The sequence below is a fragment of the Kocuria rhizosphaericola genome (assembly GCF_044462205.1).
Taxonomy (GTDB): Bacteria; Actinomycetota; Actinomycetes; order Actinomycetales; family Micrococcaceae; genus Kocuria; species Kocuria rhizosphaericola.
Window position 1 is genome coordinate 1 of the sequence record NZ_JBISWK010000162.1, and the last position, 19,119, is coordinate 19,119.

The 19,119-nt window shown below is 73.0% G+C and carries 20 protein-coding genes; 13 read left to right on the forward strand and 7 right to left on the reverse strand.

Annotated elements, in window-relative coordinates:
* Window positions 1–268: 268 nt before the first annotated feature.
* Window positions 269–1,903 (reverse strand): MDR family MFS transporter, encoded by a 1,635-nt coding sequence (locus tag ACH9D2_RS16445; protein WP_396363898.1) that lies wholly within the window; start codon window positions 1,901–1,903, stop codon window positions 269–271.
* Entirely contained in the window at window positions 1,900–2,655 is a 756-nt protein-coding gene (locus ACH9D2_RS16450) for a TetR family transcriptional regulator (protein WP_396363899.1), read from the reverse strand. Before ACH9D2_RS16450 ends, ACH9D2_RS16445 begins: the two co-directional genes overlap by 4 nt.
* 136 nt (window positions 2,656–2,791) lie before the next feature.
* Here ACH9D2_RS16450 and ACH9D2_RS16455 point away from each other — a divergent pair, with 136 nt between their 5' ends.
* On the forward strand, window positions 2,792–3,403 hold the full coding sequence (locus ACH9D2_RS16455; protein ID WP_396363900.1) for a deoxynucleotide monophosphate kinase family protein: 612 nt from the start codon (window positions 2,792–2,794) through the stop codon (window positions 3,401–3,403).
* Here the strand turns inward: ACH9D2_RS16455 and ACH9D2_RS16460 are convergent.
* Window positions 3,378–4,202: an SDR family NAD(P)-dependent oxidoreductase gene (locus ACH9D2_RS16460; RefSeq protein ID WP_396363932.1), complete on the reverse strand. Its 825-nt coding sequence runs from the start codon at window positions 4,200–4,202 to the stop codon at window positions 3,378–3,380. The two genes, ACH9D2_RS16455 and ACH9D2_RS16460, sit on opposite strands and share 26 nt — an antisense overlap.
* A 201-nt stretch (window positions 4,203–4,403) precedes the next feature.
* Between ACH9D2_RS16460 and ACH9D2_RS16465 the strand changes: the two genes are divergently transcribed.
* Together ACH9D2_RS16465 and ACH9D2_RS16470 are read left to right on the forward strand one after the other, a co-directional pair.
* A complete protein-coding gene (locus tag ACH9D2_RS16465; RefSeq protein ID WP_396363901.1) occupies window positions 4,404–5,276 on the forward strand; it encodes an aldo/keto reductase in 873 nt (290 codons plus the stop codon).
* 54 nt (window positions 5,277–5,330) lie between these two features.
* Window positions 5,331–6,029 (forward strand): type 1 glutamine amidotransferase domain-containing protein, encoded by a 699-nt coding sequence (locus ACH9D2_RS16470; RefSeq protein ID WP_396363902.1) that lies wholly within the window; start codon window positions 5,331–5,333, stop codon window positions 6,027–6,029.
* Between the two features lie 75 nt (window positions 6,030–6,104).
* On the opposite strand, the gene ACH9D2_RS16475 is transcribed toward ACH9D2_RS16470, so the two are convergent.
* Window positions 6,105–6,308, reverse strand: a complete 204-nt coding sequence (locus ACH9D2_RS16475) for a hypothetical protein (protein WP_396363903.1) — start codon at window positions 6,306–6,308, stop codon at window positions 6,105–6,107.
* Between the two features lie 182 nt (window positions 6,309–6,490).
* On the opposite strand from ACH9D2_RS16475, the gene ACH9D2_RS16480 reads away from it, so the two are divergent.
* Both ACH9D2_RS16480 and ACH9D2_RS16485 read left to right on the forward strand, forming a co-directional pair.
* Window positions 6,491–7,234 carry an MBL fold metallo-hydrolase gene (locus tag ACH9D2_RS16480; RefSeq protein WP_396363904.1) on the forward strand — a complete coding sequence of 248 codons (744 nt, stop codon included), beginning with the start codon at window positions 6,491–6,493 and terminating at the stop codon, window positions 7,232–7,234.
* Window positions 7,235–7,349: 115 nt separating this feature from the next.
* Window positions 7,350–8,357, forward strand: a complete 1,008-nt coding sequence (locus tag ACH9D2_RS16485; RefSeq protein WP_396363905.1) for a zinc-dependent alcohol dehydrogenase family protein — start codon at window positions 7,350–7,352, stop codon at window positions 8,355–8,357.
* Window positions 8,358–8,406: 49 nt separating this feature from the next.
* On the opposite strand, the gene ACH9D2_RS16490 is transcribed toward ACH9D2_RS16485, so the two are convergent.
* Entirely contained in the window at window positions 8,407–9,585 is a 1,179-nt protein-coding gene (locus ACH9D2_RS16490) for a CAP domain-containing protein (RefSeq protein ID WP_396363906.1), read from the reverse strand.
* A 426-nt stretch (window positions 9,586–10,011) separates the two neighbouring features.
* On the opposite strand from ACH9D2_RS16490, the gene ACH9D2_RS16495 reads away from it, so the two are divergent.
* The 3 genes from ACH9D2_RS16495 to ACH9D2_RS16505 all read left to right on the forward strand — a co-directional run bounded on the left by ACH9D2_RS16495 (window position 10,012) and on the right by ACH9D2_RS16505 (window position 13,162).
* The gene (locus ACH9D2_RS16495) at window positions 10,012–10,446 is read left to right on the forward strand and encodes a hypothetical protein (RefSeq protein ID WP_396363907.1); all 435 of its coding nucleotides are present in this window, start codon (window positions 10,012–10,014) and stop codon (window positions 10,444–10,446) included.
* Between the two features lie 50 nt (window positions 10,447–10,496).
* Window positions 10,497–11,831 carry a M20/M25/M40 family metallo-hydrolase gene (locus ACH9D2_RS16500; protein ID WP_396363908.1) on the forward strand — a complete coding sequence of 445 codons (1,335 nt, stop codon included), beginning with the start codon at window positions 10,497–10,499 and terminating at the stop codon, window positions 11,829–11,831.
* 89 nt (window positions 11,832–11,920) lie between these two features.
* On the forward strand, window positions 11,921–13,162 hold the full coding sequence (locus ACH9D2_RS16505) for an acyl-CoA dehydrogenase family protein (RefSeq protein ID WP_396363909.1): 1,242 nt from the start codon (window positions 11,921–11,923) through the stop codon (window positions 13,160–13,162).
* A 30-nt stretch (window positions 13,163–13,192) separates the two neighbouring features.
* On the opposite strand, the gene ACH9D2_RS16510 is transcribed toward ACH9D2_RS16505, so the two are convergent.
* Window positions 13,193–13,426 (reverse strand): DUF5703 family protein, encoded by a 234-nt coding sequence (locus tag ACH9D2_RS16510; RefSeq protein ID WP_396363910.1) that lies wholly within the window; start codon window positions 13,424–13,426, stop codon window positions 13,193–13,195.
* 40 nt (window positions 13,427–13,466) lie between these two features.
* Here ACH9D2_RS16510 and ACH9D2_RS16515 point away from each other — a divergent pair, with 40 nt between their 5' ends.
* The 3 genes from ACH9D2_RS16515 (at window position 13,467) to mshC (ending at window position 16,131) form a co-directional block, all read left to right on the forward strand.
* A complete protein-coding gene (locus tag ACH9D2_RS16515) occupies window positions 13,467–13,811 on the forward strand; it encodes a primosomal protein (RefSeq protein WP_396363911.1) in 345 nt (114 codons plus the stop codon).
* A gap of 105 nt (window positions 13,812–13,916) precedes the next feature.
* Window positions 13,917–14,747 (forward strand): undecaprenyl-diphosphate phosphatase, encoded by an 831-nt coding sequence (locus ACH9D2_RS16520; RefSeq protein ID WP_396363912.1) that lies wholly within the window; start codon window positions 13,917–13,919, stop codon window positions 14,745–14,747.
* A gap of 100 nt (window positions 14,748–14,847) precedes the next feature.
* Window positions 14,848–16,131: a cysteine--1-D-myo-inosityl 2-amino-2-deoxy-alpha-D-glucopyranoside ligase gene (gene mshC, locus ACH9D2_RS16525; RefSeq protein ID WP_396363913.1), complete on the forward strand. Its 1,284-nt coding sequence runs from the start codon at window positions 14,848–14,850 to the stop codon at window positions 16,129–16,131.
* 94 nt (window positions 16,132–16,225) lie between these two features.
* On the opposite strand, the gene ACH9D2_RS16530 is transcribed toward mshC, so the two are convergent.
* Window positions 16,226–17,134 (reverse strand): PAC2 family protein, encoded by a 909-nt coding sequence (locus ACH9D2_RS16530; RefSeq protein WP_396363914.1) that lies wholly within the window; start codon window positions 17,132–17,134, stop codon window positions 16,226–16,228.
* A 74-nt stretch (window positions 17,135–17,208) separates the two neighbouring features.
* On the opposite strand from ACH9D2_RS16530, the gene ACH9D2_RS16535 reads away from it, so the two are divergent.
* Window positions 17,209–17,919: an HAD family hydrolase gene (locus ACH9D2_RS16535; protein ID WP_396363915.1), complete on the forward strand. Its 711-nt coding sequence runs from the start codon at window positions 17,209–17,211 to the stop codon at window positions 17,917–17,919.
* Entirely contained in the window at window positions 17,916–19,049 is a 1,134-nt protein-coding gene (locus tag ACH9D2_RS16540; RefSeq protein ID WP_396363916.1) for a site-2 protease family protein, read from the forward strand. The genes ACH9D2_RS16535 and ACH9D2_RS16540 overlap by 4 nt, the downstream gene beginning before the upstream one ends.
* Window positions 19,050–19,119: the final 70 nt, after the last annotated feature.

Sequence of the window (19,119 nt, forward strand, 5' to 3'; positions counted from 1 at the left end):
GACGGCGCGGGGTGGACCGGGGCTCAGCCGCCGAGCAGCACCGCGCGGACCAGATCGAAGAACATGCCGAGGATGGCCGTGAAGTTGGGGTTGAAGAACGCGTCGAACTCGCCGACCAGATTGATCATGACAGTTCCTTCCGGGGGTGGAGTGGGTGTCCGGGCCAGGAGGGGGTGCCCGGCCCGCGCCTCAGCCTACCGAGAGTATTTCCGTTCGCACATGATCTTTCGGCCAGTTCGCATCCCGGACCGCCCGGCGCAGGGGCCGGTCAGGGAGCAGGGGCGCCGGCCGACGACGCGCGGCGCGCGGCCTCGTGTGCCGCGGCCTCCGCACCGCCGATCGCCTCGCCGCGGGCCACCATGCCGGCGGTGTCGGACAGCGGGATCTGCTTGAGGAACACCGCGAGCAGGAACGCCAGCAGCATGAACGGGATCAGGTACCAGAACACCGGGGCGAGGGAGTCTGCGTACGCGGCGACGATCCCCTCGCGGACGGGACCGGGCAGCTGCGCCAGGGTCTGCGGATCCAGGGTCGCGGTCGCCCGCCCGGCCTGGGCGGAGGAGGCACCGGCGCCGGTGAAGACCGCGGTGAGCTTCTCGGAGAGGTTGTTGGTGAAGATCGCACCGAAGATCGCCACCCCGAGTGCGGCACCGACCTCGCGGAAGTAGTTGTTGGTGCTCGTGGCCGTGCCCACCATGGACGGGTCCACGGCGTTCTGCACGACGAGGACGACGACCTGCATGATCAGGCCCAGGCCGGCGCCGAGCACGAGGAGGTAGACGCAGATCAGCCAGATGGGCGTGTCGGCCGCCAGGGTGGTCATGGCGAGCATGGCCGACGCCGTGACCAGCGTGCCCGCCAGTGGGTAGCCCTTGTACCGGCCTGTGCGGGAGATCCTGATGCCGGACCAGATCGAGGTGGCCATCAGCCCGACCATCATGGGGACCATGAGCAGCCCGGACTCCGCGGCCGAGGTCCCGGAGGACATCTGCAGGAACGTGGGCACGAACGCGATGGCGGCGAACATCCCCAGTCCCAGCGTGAGGCCGATGGCGGTGGCGTTGACGAACACCGGGTTCCGGAACAGCCCCAGGGGGATGATCGGGTCCTGTGCCCGGGCCTCGTTCCACACGAACAGCGCCGTGGCCACGAGCATGCCGGCGGCCCAGGTCCAGGTGCCGGCCGCGCCCCAGCCGTGCTCGGCGCTGCCGCCGAACTCGGTGAAGAAGATCAAGCAGGTGGTCGCCAGGGACAGCAGCAGGACGCCGGCGACGTCGATCCTGCGGGTCGCGCGCTTGTGCGGGAGCGTGAGCGTGAACCATGCGATGGCGAAAGCGGCGATGCCGATGGGGATGTTGATGTAGAAGGCCCACTGCCAGGTGAGGTGGTCCACGAAGTAGCCGCCGAGCAGCGGCCCCGCCACGGCGGAGAGCCCGAAGATGCCGCCGAGCGGTCCCATGTACTTGCCGCGCTCGGAGGCCGGGACGATGTCGGCGATGATCGCCTGGGAGAGGATCATCAGCCCTCCGCCGCCGAAGCCCTGCATCGCGCGGAAGGTCACGAACTGCCAGAACCCAGTGGCCAGGGCGCAGCCCACCGAGGCGAGCGTGAACAGCGCGATGGCGATCAGGAAGAGGGTGCGCCGGCCCAGGACGTCGCCGAACTTGCCGTAGACGGGCATCACGATGGTGGTGGCCAGCAGGTAGGCCGTGGTGATCCAGGCCTGGTGCTCCACGCCGCCCAGCTCGCCGACGATGGTCGGCATGGCGGTGGAGACGATCGTCTGGTCGAGGCTGGCGAGCATCATCCCGGAGATGAGGGCCGAGAAGATGATCCAGATCCGCTTCTGGGTCAGCACCAGCAGCGGGGCGTCGTGCGCGAACGCGGCCGGGGTGGTGGTCATGGGCTTCCTCCGGTGTCCGAGGGGGTGTCTGAGGGAATGTCTGAGGGAATGTCTGAGGGAATGTCCGAGGGGGTGTCCCTGCGGGCGTCGTCGGGGATCTCCGGCGTCGTCCCCGGGGCGGTGACGGCCGGGGAGAGCAGGACACCGGCGAGTCGGAAGTTGCGGGCCAGCAGCGCCGCGAACTCCGCCTGGGGCGGGGACTCGTCCGGATCGGTGCCGGCCGGCCGGGTCTCGAGGAGCTCGTGGACGGTGTGCCCCGCGAGGTGGGCGACGACGGCGGCGGCCACGCCGGGGAACGGGTCCTGGTCCGCGCAGCCCTGCCGGCGCGCGATGAGGGCCGTCAGGTCGGCCAGCCGGCGTTCCATGGTCTCCGTGAGCCGCTGGAGCAGCACGGGCTCGCGGCGCAGTGCCTCCAGCAGCAGGACCCGGTCGTGGGAGCCCTCCATGACCTGGAAGGAGCGCACGACCAGCTCCTGCAGGGCCGTCAGCAGGGGAGGCCCGTCCGGCACGGAGCCACCGGCCACGAACTCCTCCCCGAAGGCGACGAGCGGGTCCCGGACCGGGGTGCCCAGCACGGCGTCGTCCTTGGAGGCGAAGTAGTTGAAGAAGCTCCGGCGGGAGATGCCCGCCTCCGCGCACAGCTCCTCCACCGTGAACCCGCTCAGCCCTCGCTCGGCGGTCAGCCGCCGAGCGCCGGCGACGAGCGCGCGGCGGGTCCGCCGCATCCGCTGCTCCCGCGCCCCCTGCGTCACCGGCCGGGCCTCGGCGTCCTTGAGTTTTGCACTCTCGAGAGCATAGTGCAATTCTTTCGGAGCGCTTCCCCGGTGCGCGCCCGCCCTTCCGTCCGTACGCTGGAACGCGACCGCGCACGACCGGAGGAGGCCCGTCATGGCGCAGGAACCGGATCCCCGCCCGCCGCTGATCGGGCTGCACGGGCGCAAGCAGTCGGGCAAGGACACGTGCGGTGACCGCCTCGTGACGGCGCACGGCTACGCCCGGGTGGCCTTCGCGGACCCGTTGCGGCTGTTCCTCGCCGAGCTGGACCCCCTCGTGGGCGTCCGGGACGGCAGGCCCCTGCGGCTCGCCACGGTGCTGGCCGAGGTGGGCGGGGACTGGGGCCTGCTCAAGGACGAGACGCGGGACCCGGTGCACCGGGAGATCCGGACGCTGCTGCAGAAGGTCGGCAACGAGGCCGGCAAGGCCGTCTTCGGGGAGACGGTGTGGGCGGACCGCGGTCTGGAGACGGCCCGCCGGCTGGGCGGTCCCGTCGTGTTCACGGACGTGCGCTTCGACGTCGAGGCCGCAGCCATCGCGAACGAGGGCGGCCGGGTGGTGCACGTCGTGCGTCCCGGGGCGCCCGCCCCGGACGATCCGCACCCCTCAGAGGCCGGCATCGACCCGCGCTGGATCACCGCCACCCTCGTCAACGACGGGACGGTCGAGCAGCTCTGGGCCAAGGTCGACGCCCTGGTGCTCAGCCGGCAGGGTGCCCCGGGGTGAGCCCCACCAGCTCGGCGCTGCGCTGCCAGAGGGCGTCCACGAGCGCGTCGTCGGACGCCCGGGCCGGCGCGCGGGCGGGTCTTCTCTTCTCGAAGTAGCCCCCGGAGCGCCAGTCCCGTCCGGCGACGCCGTCGGCCAGCCACACCAGGGTCTCCGCGCCCTGCTCGGGGGTGATCATGAGCCGGCGGCCCAGCCGGGTGCGGTACAGGAACCGCAGGGCGGTGCTGGTGCCCGAGGCGAAGTTCGTGGCCACGCCCCCGGGATGGAAGGCCGCGGCGGTGAGTCCGTGCCGCCCGTACCGGCGGTCGAGGCCGCGGGTGAAGAGGATGTTGGCGAGCTTCGTGTCCGCGTAGGCCCGCTGCGGGGACCAGGGCCGGTCGTCCACGAGGGTCTCCGGCGAGAGCCGGCCGATGCGGGCCGCGACGCTGGACGTGCTGACCACCGCCGCTCCGTGCGCCACCAGCCCGTCGAGCAGCAGGTGGGTGAGCAGGAACGGCGCCAGGTGGTTGACCTGCCACGTCTTCTCGTGCCCGTCGGGCGTCAGCTCGCGGCGGTCGAAGATCCCGCCGGCGTTGTTGACCAGGACGTCGATCCGTGGGACGGACTCCTGCAGGTCCCGGGCCAGCCGGCGCACGTCGTCGAGGCGCGCGAAGTCCGCGGTGAAGTGCCGGACCCCGAGCGGACGGGCCACCGCCGCGGTCTTCTCGTCCGAACGGCCGACCACGACGACGTCGTGCCCCCGGTCCGCCAGTTCGCGCGCCCCGGCGGCACCGATGCCGTCGCTCGCGCCGGTGATCACGACCGTGCGCCGGCCGGGGCGCCGATCGTCGCGCTCCTCCCCGTGCTGCTCGTCGCGCTGCTCGTCGCGCCGGTGGTCGTGCTGGTTGTCGTGCTGGTCCACGGGGGCCTCCTCGGTCGAGCCGGAATCCCGCTCAGCATACCGACGCCCCGCCGGGCCACCGGGTGGAATAAGCGCGGGGGCGGACTCGTTGCGGCACGCATGACGGAAAACACCTCGACCACCGCCCGAGCTGTGCCCGGCACCATCGACCTCCGGGACCTCGGCACCGTCCACCGGCTCGGCTTCGGCGCCATGCGCATCGTCGGCGAGGGCGTGTGGGGGGAGCCCGCCGACCGCGAGAACGCCGTGCGCGTGGTGCGCCGGGCCGTGGAGCTCGGCGTGGACTTCATCGACACCGCGGACGCCTACGGTCCCGACGTCAGCGAGCAGATCATCGCCGAGGCCCTCCACCCGTACCCCGAGGCGGTGCGCGTCGCCACCAAGGTGGGCTTCGCCCGCACCGGACCGGGGAAGTGGATCCCGCTCGGCCGGCCCGAGTACCTCCGCCAGCAGGCCGAGCTGAGCCTGCGCAAGCTCCGGGTGGAGGCCCTCGACCTGCTCCAGCTCCACCGCGTGGACCCGGCCGTCCCGGCGGACGAGCAGTTCGGCGTCCTGCGGGAGCTGCAGGAGGAGGGCAAGGTCCGGGCCCTGGGCCTGTCCGAGGTCACGGTCGAGCAGCTCGTGAGCGCGGGGCGGTACTTCACCGTCTCCACGGTGCAGAACCGCTACAACCTCACCGACCGCACCTCCCAGGACGTCCTCGACCACGCCGCGGAGCACGGCATCGGCTTCATTCCCTGGGCCCCGATCTCCTCGGGGGACCTGGCACGCACGGGCGGGCCCGTCGACCGGGCCGCCCGGCGGCTCGGGGCCACCCCCGCCCAGGTCGCCCTCGCCTGGCTGCTCCGGCACTCGCCGGCGATCATGCCCATCCCCGGCACCGCCTCCCTCGAGCACCTCGAGGAGAACATGGGTGCCGCGGCCCTCGACCTCGACGACGCCACGTACGAGGAGCTCACCGCCGCGGGCTGACCCGCCCCGGCCCAGACCACTCGGACAGACACCACAGTTGAGGAGCAACCCATCATGGCCCGTGTTCTGATGATCGTCTCGGCGGCCGACTCCCTCACCATGCGGGACGGCACCGAGCACCCCACCGGCTTCTGGGCGGAGGAGCTCGTCGTCGCCCACCGAACCCTGCGGCAGGCAGGGCACACGGTCGATCTCGCCACCCCGGGCGGGCGCCGGCCCACCGTGGACCGGGCCAGCTTCAGCCCGGACATGACCGGGGGCCAGGAGCGTGCCGACGAGTTCCGCGGCTACCTCGAGGAGATCGACGCGGAGCTCGCCGCTCCCCGGGTCCTGGCCGACGTCGACGAGACCGACTACGACGCCGTGGTCCTGCCCGGCGGCCACGGCCCGATGGCGGACCTCATCCACGACGCCTCGCTCGGCCGGATCCTGGCCTCCTCGGACCGGGCCGGCCGGATCATCGCCCCGTTCTGCCACGGCCCCGCCGCTCTGCTCAGCGCCCAGGACGACGGGACGTTCCTCTTCGCGGGCCGCAGACTGACCGCCTTCACCAACGAGGAGGAGCTCGGCGGCGGCACCGGCAAGAACACCCCCTGGTTCCTGGAGACCGTGCTGCGGGAGAAGGGTGCCGTCGTGGAGACCGGACCCGCGTGGTCCAGCCACGTCATCCGTGACGCCAACCTGATCACCGGGCAGAACCCTCAGTCCAGCCAGGCCGTCGCCGACGTCGTCGTCGAGGCGCTCTCCGAGTGACCCGGGTGCGACGTGCGCGGCGTCCCGACCGCCCCGCGCACCGCGGGGCGGAGGGGCGAGCGGATCCGGCCGGGCTCAGACGCCGACGGGCGCCCGCCGGGCCAGCGCCAGGGCACGGGCGGCGGCCACGGCCTCCCGGAACTCCGGGAACGTGCGGCGGACCGGACGTCCGCCGTCGGCCGGGACGAAGGTCATGGCCCAGCGGTGCCGGCGGAACCGGTGGAAGGGGACGGCGACGATCTCCACGGAGGGCAGGGCATCGGAGCGCTGGTCGATCACAGCGGGACCTTTCGGGGGCCAGGTCGGGGGAGCCAGGGCCTGTTCCGGGCGGATCGGGGGATCCGGGGAGCGGGGCCGTGGTGGGACCCATGCTACCGGGTCCCCCGTCCGGCCGGGCCGTCCCCGGGCCGGTGTCGCGGGCCGGCAGGTACGATCAGCACACTGATCGAGTGAGGAGACCCATGTTCACCCCCGAAGTGGCTGACGGCATCCACCGCATCACCCACGCCCACGTCAACTGCTACCTGGTCGAGGACGAGGACGGCGTCACCCTCGTGGACGCCGGCCTGCCGAGCATGTGGCCCATGCTGCTCGCAGGACTCGAGGAGCGGGGCCGGCGCCCCGACGAGGTCAGGGCGCTGGTGCTCACGCACGCGCACTTCGACCACGTGGGCTTCGCCCGCCGCGCCCAGGAGGAGTGGCAGCTGCCCGTGTTCGGCCACCCCGGGGACGCGCGTCTGGCAGCCCACCCGTACCGGTACCGGCCCGAGCGCAACCGGTTCCTCTACCCCTTCACCCACCCGCGGTCCTTGCCGCTTCTCGGGCGCATGGCGGTGGCCGGGGCCCTGACGGTCAAGGGCGTCCGGGACCTGCGCCCCCTCGAGGCGGGCGCGGCGCTGCCGGTCCCGGGCGGGCCGGTGGTGGTGCACACCCCGGGCCACACGGACGGGCACTGCGTCCTGGACCTGCCCGATCGGGGAGCCGTTCTCAGCGGGGACGCGCTCGTGACGCTGGACCCCTACACCGGTCGGCGCGGCCCGCAGATCGTCGCCGCCGCGGCGACCAACGACTCCGCCGTGGCCCTCGACTCCCTCGACGCGGTGGCCGCCACCGGGGCGCACACGGTGCTGCCCGGCCACGGGGACCGCTGGACGCAGGGCGCCGAGGCCGCGGCCCGGCACGCCCGTGCGGTGGGCGCCCACTGAGCGGAACCGGCGGGACCCGCTCGTCGGAGAATGGCAAGCGTGCTGATGACATGTTCGGGCGCGGCGGCTATCGTGGGCGGCGACCGACGACCCCGCTCCTTCCGGAGGACCACCGATGCAGCAACTGACCGTCTCCGCCCCCGGCGGCCTGGACCGGCTCGCGCTCGAGGACGCGCCCGGTCCGGGCGCGCCCGGACCCGGTGAGATCAGGGTCCGCGTGCACGCGAGCTCCCTGAACTTCCACGACTACCTCGTGGTCTCGGGCGGCACGCCGACCGAGGACGGGAGGATCCCGCTGGCCGACGGCGCGGGTGTCGTCGAGGCCGTGGGGGAGGGCGTCGAGGACTTCGCGGAGGGCGACGCCGTGGTCTCCTGCTTCTTCCCGCTGTGGCAGGACGGCCCGCCCGTGGACGGCAACTTCCGGCGGGTCCCGGGGGACGGGCTCGACGGCTACGCCCGCGAGGTGGTCGTGCGTCCCGCCACGTGGTTCACGCGCGCCCCGGCGGGGTGGTCGCACGCCGAGGCCGCGACCATCACCACCGCCGGCGTCACCGCCTGGCGGGCACTCGTGGCGGACGGCGGGCTCCGGGCCGGCGACGTGGTCCTGGCCCTGGGCACCGGTGGCGTCTCCGTCTTCGCCGTGCAGCTCGCCAAGGCCATGGGTGCCACCGTGGTGGTCACGTCCTCCTCGGACGACAAGCTGGACCGCGTCCGGCAGCTCGGCGCGGACCACATGATCAACTACCGGAAGACCCCCGAGTGGGGACGGGCCGTCCAGGAGCTCACGGGCGGCCGCGGCGCGGACCACGTGATCGAGGTCGGTGGTCCGGGCACGCTGGCGCAGTCCATCCGGGCCGTGCGGGTCGGCGGCCACATCTCCTTGATCGGAGTGCTCACCGGCGCCGCGGGGGACGTCCCCACGGCGATGCTCATGGCACGCCAGGTGCGCCTCCAGGGACTGCTCGTGGGCAGTCGGCGGGACCAGGCCGACCTCGTGCGCGCGCTCGAGGCGACAGGCCTGCGCCCGGTCATCGACCGGCGCCACCGCCTGGCGGAGGCCGCCGACGCCTTCCGGGAGATGGAGTCCGCCCGGCACTTCGGCAAGATCGTGCTCGAGCACTGAGCACGGCTCCCCGCGTGCGCCCCGGGACGCGTGTCCCGGGGCGTCGAGGTCACCACCCGGTGACCCACACCTGACCGGTGGTCGAGGACCAGTTCACCCGGTAGCCGTTGGAGAAGCGCTGGTAGACGGTGGTCCCGTAGCGGATCTCGTCGGTGACGGGGTAGCCGTAGCCCCGCTCGAAGCCGGCTGCCTTCCAGGCACGGCCGATGGCGCCGGTCTCGTTCACCGCGCGCGCCCCGTGGGCGCGGGTCCACATCACCTTGGTGAGGACGCCGTCCCGGGAGAAGACCTGATAGGAGGACCCGTCGGCCAGCCGGCGCTCCTCCGTGGTCGGGAAGCCGTAGCCGTTCTCCCGCCCGGCCGCCACGAACTTCTGGCCGATGGACGTGGGGTTCTCAACCCAGTGGGCACCCGTGGCGGGGCTCCAGTACAGGGTGGTCTTGCGCCCGTTGAAGGAGAACTCCTGATAGACGCCCCCGGCGCGCAGACCGCCGAGCTCCGCCGTCACGGGCTGCCCGAGGACCGAGGCACCGCCCAGGGCGTGGTACTTCGCGCCGATGGCGCCGGCCACACCGTAGCCCGCGGGGGTCTGGACGGGCGTCGACGTCTCGTAGCTGTAGACCGGGGCCCCGTCCACGCGCGTCGAGGCGTCCGCGGGGGCGCCGCCGTTGGCGTACCCGTAGAGGTTGACGGTGGAGAGCACCTGCCAGGGCTTCCCGGTGTTCTCGAGCCGGCCGTCCGCGTAGGTGAGGCCGATGCCGATCACCTCGTGGCGCGGGTCCTTGATCGCCTTGTCGTGGGCCGCCGAGGACTTCCACCACTTCACCAGCGCGCGCACGTCCCGGTGGTGCTCCAGGGCGATGACCTCGTTGGCGCTGGTGTAGGGCCCGGTCCGCGGATCGGTGAGGAAGGAGGTGCCGTGCGAGAACTGCTCCTCGACCACCTGCCGGTCGGACTCCTTCTGCACCACCTGGGACAGCGTCGCGGAGTACTTCAGGGGCTTCACGCCGAGGGACTCGCGGTAGCGGTTGATCTCGTCGAGGATCAGCTGGGCGTCGGCCTGACGGGTGGCAGCGTCGACCGCGACGATGTCCTGCGCGGCGGCGTGGGCCGCCGGACCGGCCAGCAGCGAGGTGCCGGTCAGGGTGGTGACGCCGATGCCGGCGGAGAGGGCCAGGGCCGCCATGCGGCCGTGACGGCGCGCGGGGGCGCAGCGGTGTTTCGCCATGGGTGCTTCTGCTTCCTGGGTCTGTCTGCACGCACGGAGAAGTGGGGGGTTCCGCGCGGCGGGGGGCTATCGTCGTCCGGCCGGACGACGAGACAGATTGGGCTGGGGAAGTCGCCCAGAGAAAGGCTAGGGAATTCCCATTGCAAATACGAAATGTGTGAAATTGTTTCGTCTATCACGGAACAATAACGGCGACATCACAGAATGTCCCGAGGAGCGCCAATTCCCGTGGTTATGGTGTGGGGTTGCCGTACCGCCGAAAAGGCGTTCGGCGACCGTCCCGACCCCTGCACGAAGGTGGCGGACCGCCGGCCGCGGCGTCGCGGTCAGGCCGGCCACCACCCGCCCGAAGGGCGGCCCGCGGCGCCGACCGGTCCCGGGCCCGGGGAACGATAGGCTGAGGGCGCACACCCGGAGAGGAGCCCGATGACCGTCCACGCCATCCACGCCACCGGTGTCCGGAGCCCCCTGCGGCTGTGCCTGGCCGTCGCCGCCGCCGTGGGTCTCACCGGGTGCGGCCCGGACCTCGAGACACCCGAGGGCACCACCCGGGCCTTCGTCGACGCGATGGCGCAACGGGACTGGGACGGCGCCTGCGGGCTCCTGTCCCACGACTTCGTGCACCGGTCCATGGAGGGCAACTCGCAGTACTGCCCCGTCTACCTCGAGCGCTGGCACCCGGACACCTCCCGCTACGAGACGCTCGTCGTCCGGGGCGAGGCCGTCGAGACCCCGGACGGGTACCGGCTCGAGGTCGCCCCCGAGGACACCCCCGAGGAGACGGAGGAGGTCGTCGTGGTCGAGGAGTCCGGACGCCTCGTGCTGCTGCGCTACCCCGGTCGCGACACCGCCATCCGCTGAGCGCCACCCGCGCACGGCCCCGCCCACCAGGCACTCCAGGAAGGACCGCCATGACCGATCCGCAGACCGTTCCCGCCGCGGCGGCCGCGTCGTCGCCCGAGGGCGAGACCGTCGAGATCTGCCGCAACCTCATCCGCATCGACACCTCCAACTACGGCAGCGGCGACGCCAAGGGGGAGCGGAGGGCCGCCGAGTACGTGGCCGGGCTGATCGAGGAGGTCGGGCTCGCGACGACCGTGCTCGAGTCCGCGCCCGGCCGGGCCAACGTCTTCGCCCGGATCGAGGGCACCGATCCCTCCGCGGACGCCCTGCTCGTGCACGGACACCTCGACGTGGTGCCCGCGATCGCCGCCGACTGGTCCGTGGACCCGTTCGGCGGCGAGCTCAGGGACGGCATGATCTGGGGCCGCGGCGCCGTGGACATGAAGGACATGGACGCCATGATGATCTCGGTGCTGCGCCACATGGTCCGCACCGGGCAGCGGCCGCGCCGGGACATCGTCTTCGGCTTCTTCGCCGACGAGGAGGCCGGCATGGTCTACGGCTCCCACTGGATCGCCGAGCACCACCGCGGGCTCTTCGACGGCGTCACGGACGCCATCAGCGAGGTCGGCGGATACTCGGCCACCATCGGCGGCCGGCGGGCCTACCTGCTGCAGACGGCGGAGAAGGGCCTCATGTGGCTGCGCCTCAACGCGCAGGGGACGGCCGGGCACGGTTCCCAGATCAACGACGACAACCCGGTCACCAGGCTCTCGAGGGCGCTGGCCAACATCGGCGAGCACCAGTGGCCGATCGAGCTCACCAAGACCACCCGGGCGTTCCTGGACTCGGTCACGGAGCTGACGGGCGTGGAGTTCGACCCGCAGAACCCCCAGCGGCTGCTTGCCGAGCTCGGCTCGGTGGCCCGGTTCGTGGGTGCGACCCTGCAGACCACGGCGAACCCGACGATGCTCGAGGCGGGCTACAAGGTCAACGTCGTTCCCGGCTCGGCCCAGGCCGGGCTGGACGTGCGCTATCTGCCGGGCCAGCGCGAGATCGTGCTGGCGAAGCTCGCCGAGCTCGCCGGGGACGGGGTGTCGTTCGAGTTCGAGTCCGACGACATCGCCCTCGAGGTGCCGTTCTCCGGCACCGTGGTCGACGCCATGGTCGACGCGCTGCACGCCGAGGACCCCGAGGCGGTCGTGCTGCCGTACATGCTCTCCGGCGGGACGGACAACAAGTCCCTGGACCCCCTGGGGATCACCGGCTACGGGTTCGTGCCGCTGCGCCTGCCCGACGAGCTGGACTTCCCGTCCATGTTCCACGGCGTGGACGAGCGCGTGCCCACGGACTCCCTGGAGTTCGGTTCCCGCGTGCTGCACCGGCTGCTGACCGAGTACTGACCCGGTACGGACCGGCACCAGCCGCTTCCCGCCCCGGGCCGCACGGTCACCGGGCCCCACGACCCCTCGACACCGCCGACAGGAGCGAGATGGACCACGCCACCGGCCCGCAGCCCGAGCCCGCGCCGCCCCGGACCTCCTCGCCCGGCGGCGAGGTCCCCGGGCACCTGGTGCCCGAGACCCTGCTGCCGGACGACCTGCTGGCGACGTTCCGCGAGCGCGCCGCCGGCTACGACCGGGAGAACCGCTTCTTCGACGAGGACTTCGCGGACCTGGTGCGCATCGGCTATCCGCTCATGCTGGTGCCGCGGGACCGGGGCGGCCTCGGGTTCACGCTGCAGCAGGCGGCCGCCGCGCAGCGGCGCCTCGCCGCGGCCGCCCCGGCCACGGCGCTGGGGATCAACATGCACCACGTCCTGGTGGGCGTGGCGCACACCCTGCGCCTGCGCGGGGACGCCCGGGCCGACCGGATCTTCGAGCAGGCCGCGGCCGGGGAGATCTTCGCCTTCGGCATCTCCGAGGCGGGCAACGACTCCGTGCTCTTCGACGCCGACACCACCGCGGTGGCCACCGCGGACGGCTACCGGATCACGGGGACGAAGATCTTCACGTCGCTCTCGCCCGCGTGGACCCGGCTGATCGTCCATGCCCGCGACGACGCCGAGCCCGCCGCCCCGCTGGTGTTCGGCTTCCTCGACCGGACGGCGGAGGGCATCGAGGTCCTCGACGACTGGGACACCATGGGCATGCGGGCCTCCCAGTCCCGCACCACGGTGCTGCGCTCGGTGCCGATGCCGGCGGAGCAGGTGCTCACGCGCACCCCGGTGGGCCCGAACCCGGACCCGGTGGTGTGGGGCGTCTTCGGCTGCTTCGAGCTGCTGCTGGCCGCGGTCTACACCGGGATCGCGGACCGGGCGGTGGAGCTGGCCGTGGAGATCGCGGGCACCCGGCGGTCCCGTGGCGGGGGAGCGGTCCACGCCGAGCACCCCGACGTCCGCTGGCAGATCGCGGAGGCCGCGCTCGTGCGCGACGGGGTGGAGCTGCAGCTGCTCCGGCTCACCGCGGACGTCGACGCCCTCGGCACCGCCGGCGCCCCGGACCACGGTCCCCGCTGGTTCCTGCTGTTCTCCGGGGTCAAGCACCGGGCCACCGAGGCCGCCCGTCAGGTCGTCGACCTCGCGATGCGCACCTCCGGCGGGGCCCAGTACTCCCGGGGCAGTGAACTCGAGCGCCTGTACCGGGACGTGCTGGCCGGGATCTACCACCCCTCCGACAACGAGTCCGTGCACGCGGCCGTGGCCAAGGCGCTGCTGGGCCCGATCGGCGGCTGAGCCCGACCGGCGGCGGGAGCCCCTCCGGGCTCAGGCGGTGCGCTCCACGCGCATGACCCGGCGGCGCAACCAGTACTTGTGGGTGCCCCCGTAGAGCAGGACGGAGCGGGTCAGCTCCCACTTGCCGTACTCCGCGTGCTCGCGGAGCCGGGCCCGCGCGTCGCTGAGCTGCTCGTGCGGCGACACCGTGAGCAGGAGGTACTCGTAGCGCTGGTCGGCGTCCCTCGTGAGGGTCGCCGAGCTGGTCCGGACTTGTTCTCTCATCGGTCCCCATTCTGCACGGAATAGCGCTAACGTCTACTCCATGAGCAATGATCCTCGTGCCGCGCTGCAGGCCCTCGTGAGCGCCTTCGAAGAACACCTCGTCGCCGCCTCCAACCGGCGCAGCGACGACGACCCCGCCGTCGACGGCGCCTACATCGCCATCGCCGACGCCTTCGACGCCTACGAGGAGGCGCTCTACGACGCCTACGACGAGGTCACTCCGCTGACCGTCTTCGCCGAGGAGGACGACTCCGACGACGACTCGGACGACGACGAGGACGACGAGGAGCTCCTGGAGGACAACGAGATGCTCGACGAGGACCTCGTCGACGAGGAGGACTACGAGGACCTCGACGACACGGACGGGGCGCGCTCCGGCCGCTGAGCCCCGGCACCTCGTCGGCAGGAACGGTCCGCGCCGCGGGCCGTTCCTGCCGTGTCCGGGCCTGTCCCGCACCGGACGGCGCGGGGGGTGCCGTAGGGTGGCCGGGTGAATTGGATCGAAACCATCATTCTTGGCCTCGTCCAGGGCCTGACCGAGTTCCTCCCGGTGTCCTCCTCGGCGCACCTGCGCATCGTGGGCGAGCTCCTGCCGAACAGCGCCGACCCGGGGGCCGCGTTCACGGCGATCACGCAGCTGGGCACCGAGACCGCCGTGATCATCTACTTCTGGCGGGACATCGTCCGCATCCTCAAGCAGTGGAGCCTGTCCCTGGTGGGCCGGGTGGATCGCTCGGACCCCGACGCCCGGATGGGGTGGCTGATCATCCTGGGCTCGCTGCCCATCGGCGTGCTCGGGCTGCTGCTGGAGGACTACATCGACACGGAGTTCCGGTCCCTGTGGATCACGGCCACGATGCTGGTGGTCTTCGGCGTGATCCTGGCGGTGGCGGACCGGGTGGGCCGGCAGGCCCGCCATCTGGACGACCTCACCGTCAAGCACGGCGTGCTCTTCGGGCTGGCCCAGGCGCTGGCCCTGATCCCGGGGGTCTCGCGGTCCGGGGGCACGATCACCGCGGGGCTGCTGATGGGCTACACGCGCGAGGCCGCCGCCCGCTACGCGTTCCTGCTGGCCATCCCGGCGGTGTTCGCCTCGGGGCTGTACAAGCTGGCCCAGACCGTGGGGCAGCCGCAGGCGGGGCCCTACGGCATGACGGAGACGCTCGTGGCCACGGGCATCGCGTTCGTGGTGGCGTACGTGATCATCGGCTGGTTCATGCACTACATCTCCAACCGCAGCTACACGGTCTTCGTGTGGTACCGCATCGCGCTGGGTCTGGCCATCTTCGTGCTCCTGGGCCTGGGGGTCATCAGCGCCTGAGTCCTGCGTCACCTGCCGGACCGGGCGCGCCGGCCGGTCCGGTAGGTTGGGTGAGGCCCCGCGCCGCCGACGTCCGATCCCCGAACCACCCGAGGTGAGCATGAAAGCCTGGTCCGCCCGACCCGTCCCCGACCTTCCCGGTGAGGCGCCCCTGCCCGTCGTGCAGGACACCCGGCTGCGGCGGCGGGTGGAGCTGCCCCGGCAGGAGCGGGCGAGCCTCTACGTGTGCGGGATCACCCCGTACGACGCCACCCACATGGGCCATGCCGCCACGTACGTGGCCTTCGACCTGCTGCACCGCGCCTGGCTGGACGCGGGGACCCCGGTGGACTACGTCCAGAACGTCACCGACGTGGACGACCCCCTGCTCGAGCGGGCCCGGGCCACGGGCGTGGACTGGCGGGAGCTGGCCGCCGAGCAGACCGAGCTGTTCCGCACCGACATGAGCGCGCTCAACGTCCTCCCGCCGCAGCACTACGTGGGCGCGACCGAGTCCGTCGACTGGATCGTGCCCGCCGTCGAGCGCCTCGTGGAGCGCGACATCGCCTACCGCGTCCCGGGCCGGGACGGGGAGCCGGACGGCGACGTCTACTTCGACGTCGAGGCCGCGGGTGCGCCGCCCAGCGACGACGACGGCGCGTGGGTGCTCGGCGACCTGTCCCACCTGAGCCCCGAGGAGATGCTGCCCCTGTTCGCCGAGCGCGGCGGGGACCCCGAGCGCCCGGGCAAGCGGCACCGGCTGGATCCGCTGCTGTGGCGCGCGGAGCGCCCCGGCGAGCCCGCCTGGGACGGCGCGTCCCTGGGGGCGGGGCGACCGGGCTGGCACATCGAGTGCTCGCTCATCGCCCTCGAGCACCTGCCCGCGCCGTTCACCGTCCAGGGCGGCGGCTCGGACCTGGTCTTCCCGCACCACGAGATGGGTGCGGGCCACTGCTGGGCGCTGACCGGCAAGCCCATGGCCCGGCACTTCATGCACACCGGGATGGTGGGGCTCGACGGGGAGAAGATGTCCAAGTCCAAGGGCAACCTCGTGCTGGTGTCCGCGTTGCGGGCCCAGGGGGTGGACCCGGCCGTGATCCGCACCGCGATCCTCGCCCATCACTACACCGACGACTGGTACTGGACCGACCTCGTGCTCGCCGGCGCCGTCGCCCGCGTGGACGCGTGGCGCCGCGCCCTGGCCGTGGCCCCGGAGGGCAGCGCGGCCCCGTTGCTGGCGGCCGTGCGCACTGCCCTGGCCGACGACCTGGACGCCCCCGCGGCGCTGGCCGCCCTGGACGCGTGGGCCGCCGCCGCCCTGACCGGCGGCACCTCCGGGACCTGCGGGGCGGACGCCCGGCTGGTCCGGGACCTGGTGGACGCCCGGCTCGGCATCGAGCTCTGAGCCGGGCCCGTTCCCGGCACGCGACGAGGGGCGGCACCCGTCACGGGGTGCCGCCCCTCGGCGCACCGGGCCCGTTCCCGGGCGCCGTGCGCGCTCACTTCTCGTCGCGGCGCCGGCGCAGGTAGCGCTCGAACTCCCTGGCGATCGCGTCCCCCGTGGCCTCGGGCAGGTCCGTGGTGTCCTTGGCCTCCTCGAGCTGCTGGACGTAGGCGGCGATCTCGGGATCGTCGGAGGCCAGCTCGTTGACCCCGCGCTCCCACGCCTCGGCGTCCTCGGCAATGGCGTCCAGCGGCAGCGTGATGCTGAGCAGCTCCTCGAGCTCCCGCAGCAGGGCCAGCTCGGCCTTCGGGGAGGGGGACTGCGCCACGTAGTGGGGCACCGCCGCCCACAGGCTGACCGTGGGGAAGCCGCCCAGGGAGGCCATGTGGGAGAGCAGCCCCACGATGCCGGTAGGTCCCTCGTACTGGGAGGAGTCGATGCCCAGCTCCTCCTGGAGCTCGGCGGTGTCGGAGGTCTTGGTCACCGGGATGGGCCGGGTGTGCGGCACGTCGGCGAGCAGCGCCCCGACCATCACCACGAAGTCGACGTCGAGCAGGGTCGCCTGCTCGAGCAGCTCTGCGGTGAACGAGCGCCACCGGTAGGAGGGCTCCCAGCCGTGCAGCAGCACGAGGTCGAGGTTGGTGCCGGGCACGGTGGCGGTGGCGAGCCGGGTCGTGGGCCAGACGATCTTCACCTCGCCGGTCGCGGCGCGGCGCACGATGGGGCGGGAGAACTGGTAGTCGTAGTAGTCGTCCGACGTGACCTCGAAGACGTCCTTCGCCCCGTAGTGGCCGGCCAGGAACTGCACGGCGTCCGTGGCGGCGTCCCCGGCGTCGTTCCACCCCTCGAACGCCGCCACCAGCACGGTCACGCGCTCCTGGTCGCCGTCCTCGCGGACCACGCCGAACGGGCCGGCCTGGGGACGGGGGAACGTCTCGTCGAAGTCGTTGCTCACGGCACCCACACTACGCGCCGGGACTTCGACGGCAAGAGGCACGGCAGGAGGAGGCCCGTGTTGCGGCCACTACGATGGACGCCATGTCCTGCCTCCCCTCCGCTCCTCCCGACGACCTCCTGCCCGCCGCCGTGCTGTTCGACATGGACGGGACCCTCGTGGACACCGAGCCGTACTGGATCGAGGCCGAGATCGAGCTGGTCCGCTCCCACGGGGGGACCTGGACCGAGGCCGACGCCCTGGCCATGGTCGGCACCGGCCTCGAGGACGCCGCCGCCGTGTTCCAGCGCCAGGGAGTGCGCCTGGGCGTCCGGGAGATCGTGGACCGGCTCATCGCCCGGGTCGCGGCGCGCACCCGGGAACGGGTCGTGTACAAGGAGGGGGCGCAGGACCTGGTCGCCGCCCTGCGCGAACGCGGCGTGCCCCTGGCCCTGGTCACGAGCAGCGAGGCGCCCCTGGCCGAGGTCGTCCTCGACGCCTTCGGCGGCCCGGGCGTCTTCGACGTCGTCGTCACCGGGGACCTCGGCCACCCGGCCAAGCCGGCCCCCGACCCGTACCGGATCGGCGCCGCCGGGCTCTCCGAGCGCGCCGGGCGGCCGCTGCCGCCCGCCGGCATGGTCGCCGTCGAGGACTCCCGCACGGGCATCCGCTCGGCCACCGCCGCGGGGATCTTCACCGTGGGCGTGCCCAACATGGTCCCGCTCGACGACGCCGGCGCGGACCTCGTGCTGCCGAGCCTCGCCGGCGTGGCACCCGGGGACCTCGGCCGGCTCGTGGCCGGGGCCCGCGCGTGAGCCGCACCCGCACCGAGGGCATCCCCCTGGGCAGGATCGGCGGGGTGCCCGTGACCCTGTCCTGGACGTGGTTCGTGATCGCCGCGGTCACCGTGCTCCTCTACACGCCCGTCCTCATGGAGGCCTACCCCCGGCTCGGGGCGCTCAACTACGCCGCGTCCCTCGGCTTCGCCCTGACCCTGGCCCTGTCCGTGCTGCTGCACGAACTCGCCCACGCCTGGACGGGCCGGGCCTTCGGCTGGCCCACCAGCCGGATCGTGCTGAGCCTGCTCGGCGGCCACACCCACTTCGGGGCCGTGCGCAGCACCCCCCTGGCCTCCGCCGCGGTCTCGCTGGCCGGACCCGCCGTCAACCTCGCGCTCGGCCTGGCCGGGTGGGCGCTGCTGCGCACCGGGGAGCCCGCACCGACACTGGGCTGGGTGCTGCTCGACCTCACCACGTGGGCGAACCTCATCGTGGGCGTCTTCAACGTCCTGCCCGGCCTCCCGCTGGACGGCGGCCGCGTGGTCGAGGCCCTGGTCTGGGCGCTCACGGGCCGCGAGCAGCACGGCACGGTGGTGGCGGCCTGGACGGGCCGGCTGCTCGCCGTGGGGTTCGTCGCCGGAACCGCGGCCACCGGCCTGTGGCGCCAGCCGGTCGCCCTCGTGCTCGTGGTCCTCATCGCCGGCTTCATGTGGCAGGGCGCCGGCGCCTCCCTGCGCGGGGCGGCCGTCCTGTCCCGCGTGCACGGTGTCACCGCCGCCGCCCTCGCCGAGCCCGCCGTGGCGGTGCCCGCCGCCGCCTCCCTGGCCCACACCGACCGGGTGGTCACCGACCACCTCGCCCGCGCCGGCGGGCCGGGCGGCCCGGTCCCGCACGTGCTGGCGGTCGCCTCGGACCGGCAGGTGGTGGGGCTGCTCGTGCCGGCCGCCGCCGATGCCGTGCCGGCGGACCGGCGGGCGGAGACCCCCCTGACGTCCGTGCTGCAGCACCTGCCGGCCGACGCGGTGCTCGACGCCGGGCTGCGCGAGGAGTCGCTGCTGCGGGCGGTCGCCGCCCGGGAGTACCCCCACTACGTGGTGATGGGACCCGACGGCGCCCTCCTGGGGGTGCTGCGCAGCGCGGCCCTCGAGCACCTGCTGGCCGGCTGAACCCCGGCACCCGCCACGTCCGCGGCAGCCCGCGCCACGGTGACACAATGGGGGAGGACCCCGGGCCGGC

Bases quoted from the DNA above. Each gene is read 5' to 3' on its own strand.
- ACH9D2_RS16445 (WP_396363898.1), bottom strand. From the start codon at position 1,903: ATGACCACCACCCCGGCCGCGTTCGCGCACGACGCCCCGCTGCTGGTG.
- ACH9D2_RS16455 (WP_396363900.1), top strand. From the start codon at position 2,792: ATGGCGCAGGAACCGGATCCCCGCCCGCCGCTGATCGGGCTGCACGGG.
- ACH9D2_RS16465 (WP_396363901.1), top strand. From the start codon at position 4,404: ATGACGGAAAACACCTCGACCACCGCCCGAGCTGTGCCCGGCACCATC.
- ACH9D2_RS16470 (WP_396363902.1), top strand. From the start codon at position 5,331: ATGGCCCGTGTTCTGATGATCGTCTCGGCGGCCGACTCCCTCACCATG.
- ACH9D2_RS16480 (WP_396363904.1), top strand. From the start codon at position 6,491: ATGTTCACCCCCGAAGTGGCTGACGGCATCCACCGCATCACCCACGCC.
- ACH9D2_RS16485 (WP_396363905.1), top strand. From the start codon at position 7,350: ATGCAGCAACTGACCGTCTCCGCCCCCGGCGGCCTGGACCGGCTCGCG.
- ACH9D2_RS16490 (WP_396363906.1), bottom strand. From the start codon at position 9,585: ATGGCGAAACACCGCTGCGCCCCCGCGCGCCGTCACGGCCGCATGGCG.
- ACH9D2_RS16495 (WP_396363907.1), top strand. From the start codon at position 10,012: ATGACCGTCCACGCCATCCACGCCACCGGTGTCCGGAGCCCCCTGCGG.
- ACH9D2_RS16500 (WP_396363908.1), top strand. From the start codon at position 10,497: ATGACCGATCCGCAGACCGTTCCCGCCGCGGCGGCCGCGTCGTCGCCC.
- ACH9D2_RS16505 (WP_396363909.1), top strand. From the start codon at position 11,921: ATGGACCACGCCACCGGCCCGCAGCCCGAGCCCGCGCCGCCCCGGACC.
- ACH9D2_RS16510 (WP_396363910.1), bottom strand. From the start codon at position 13,426: ATGAGAGAACAAGTCCGGACCAGCTCGGCGACCCTCACGAGGGACGCC.
- ACH9D2_RS16515 (WP_396363911.1), top strand. From the start codon at position 13,467: ATGAGCAATGATCCTCGTGCCGCGCTGCAGGCCCTCGTGAGCGCCTTC.
- mshC (WP_396363913.1), top strand. From the start codon at position 14,848: ATGAAAGCCTGGTCCGCCCGACCCGTCCCCGACCTTCCCGGTGAGGCG.
- ACH9D2_RS16535 (WP_396363915.1), top strand. From the start codon at position 17,209: ATGTCCTGCCTCCCCTCCGCTCCTCCCGACGACCTCCTGCCCGCCGCC.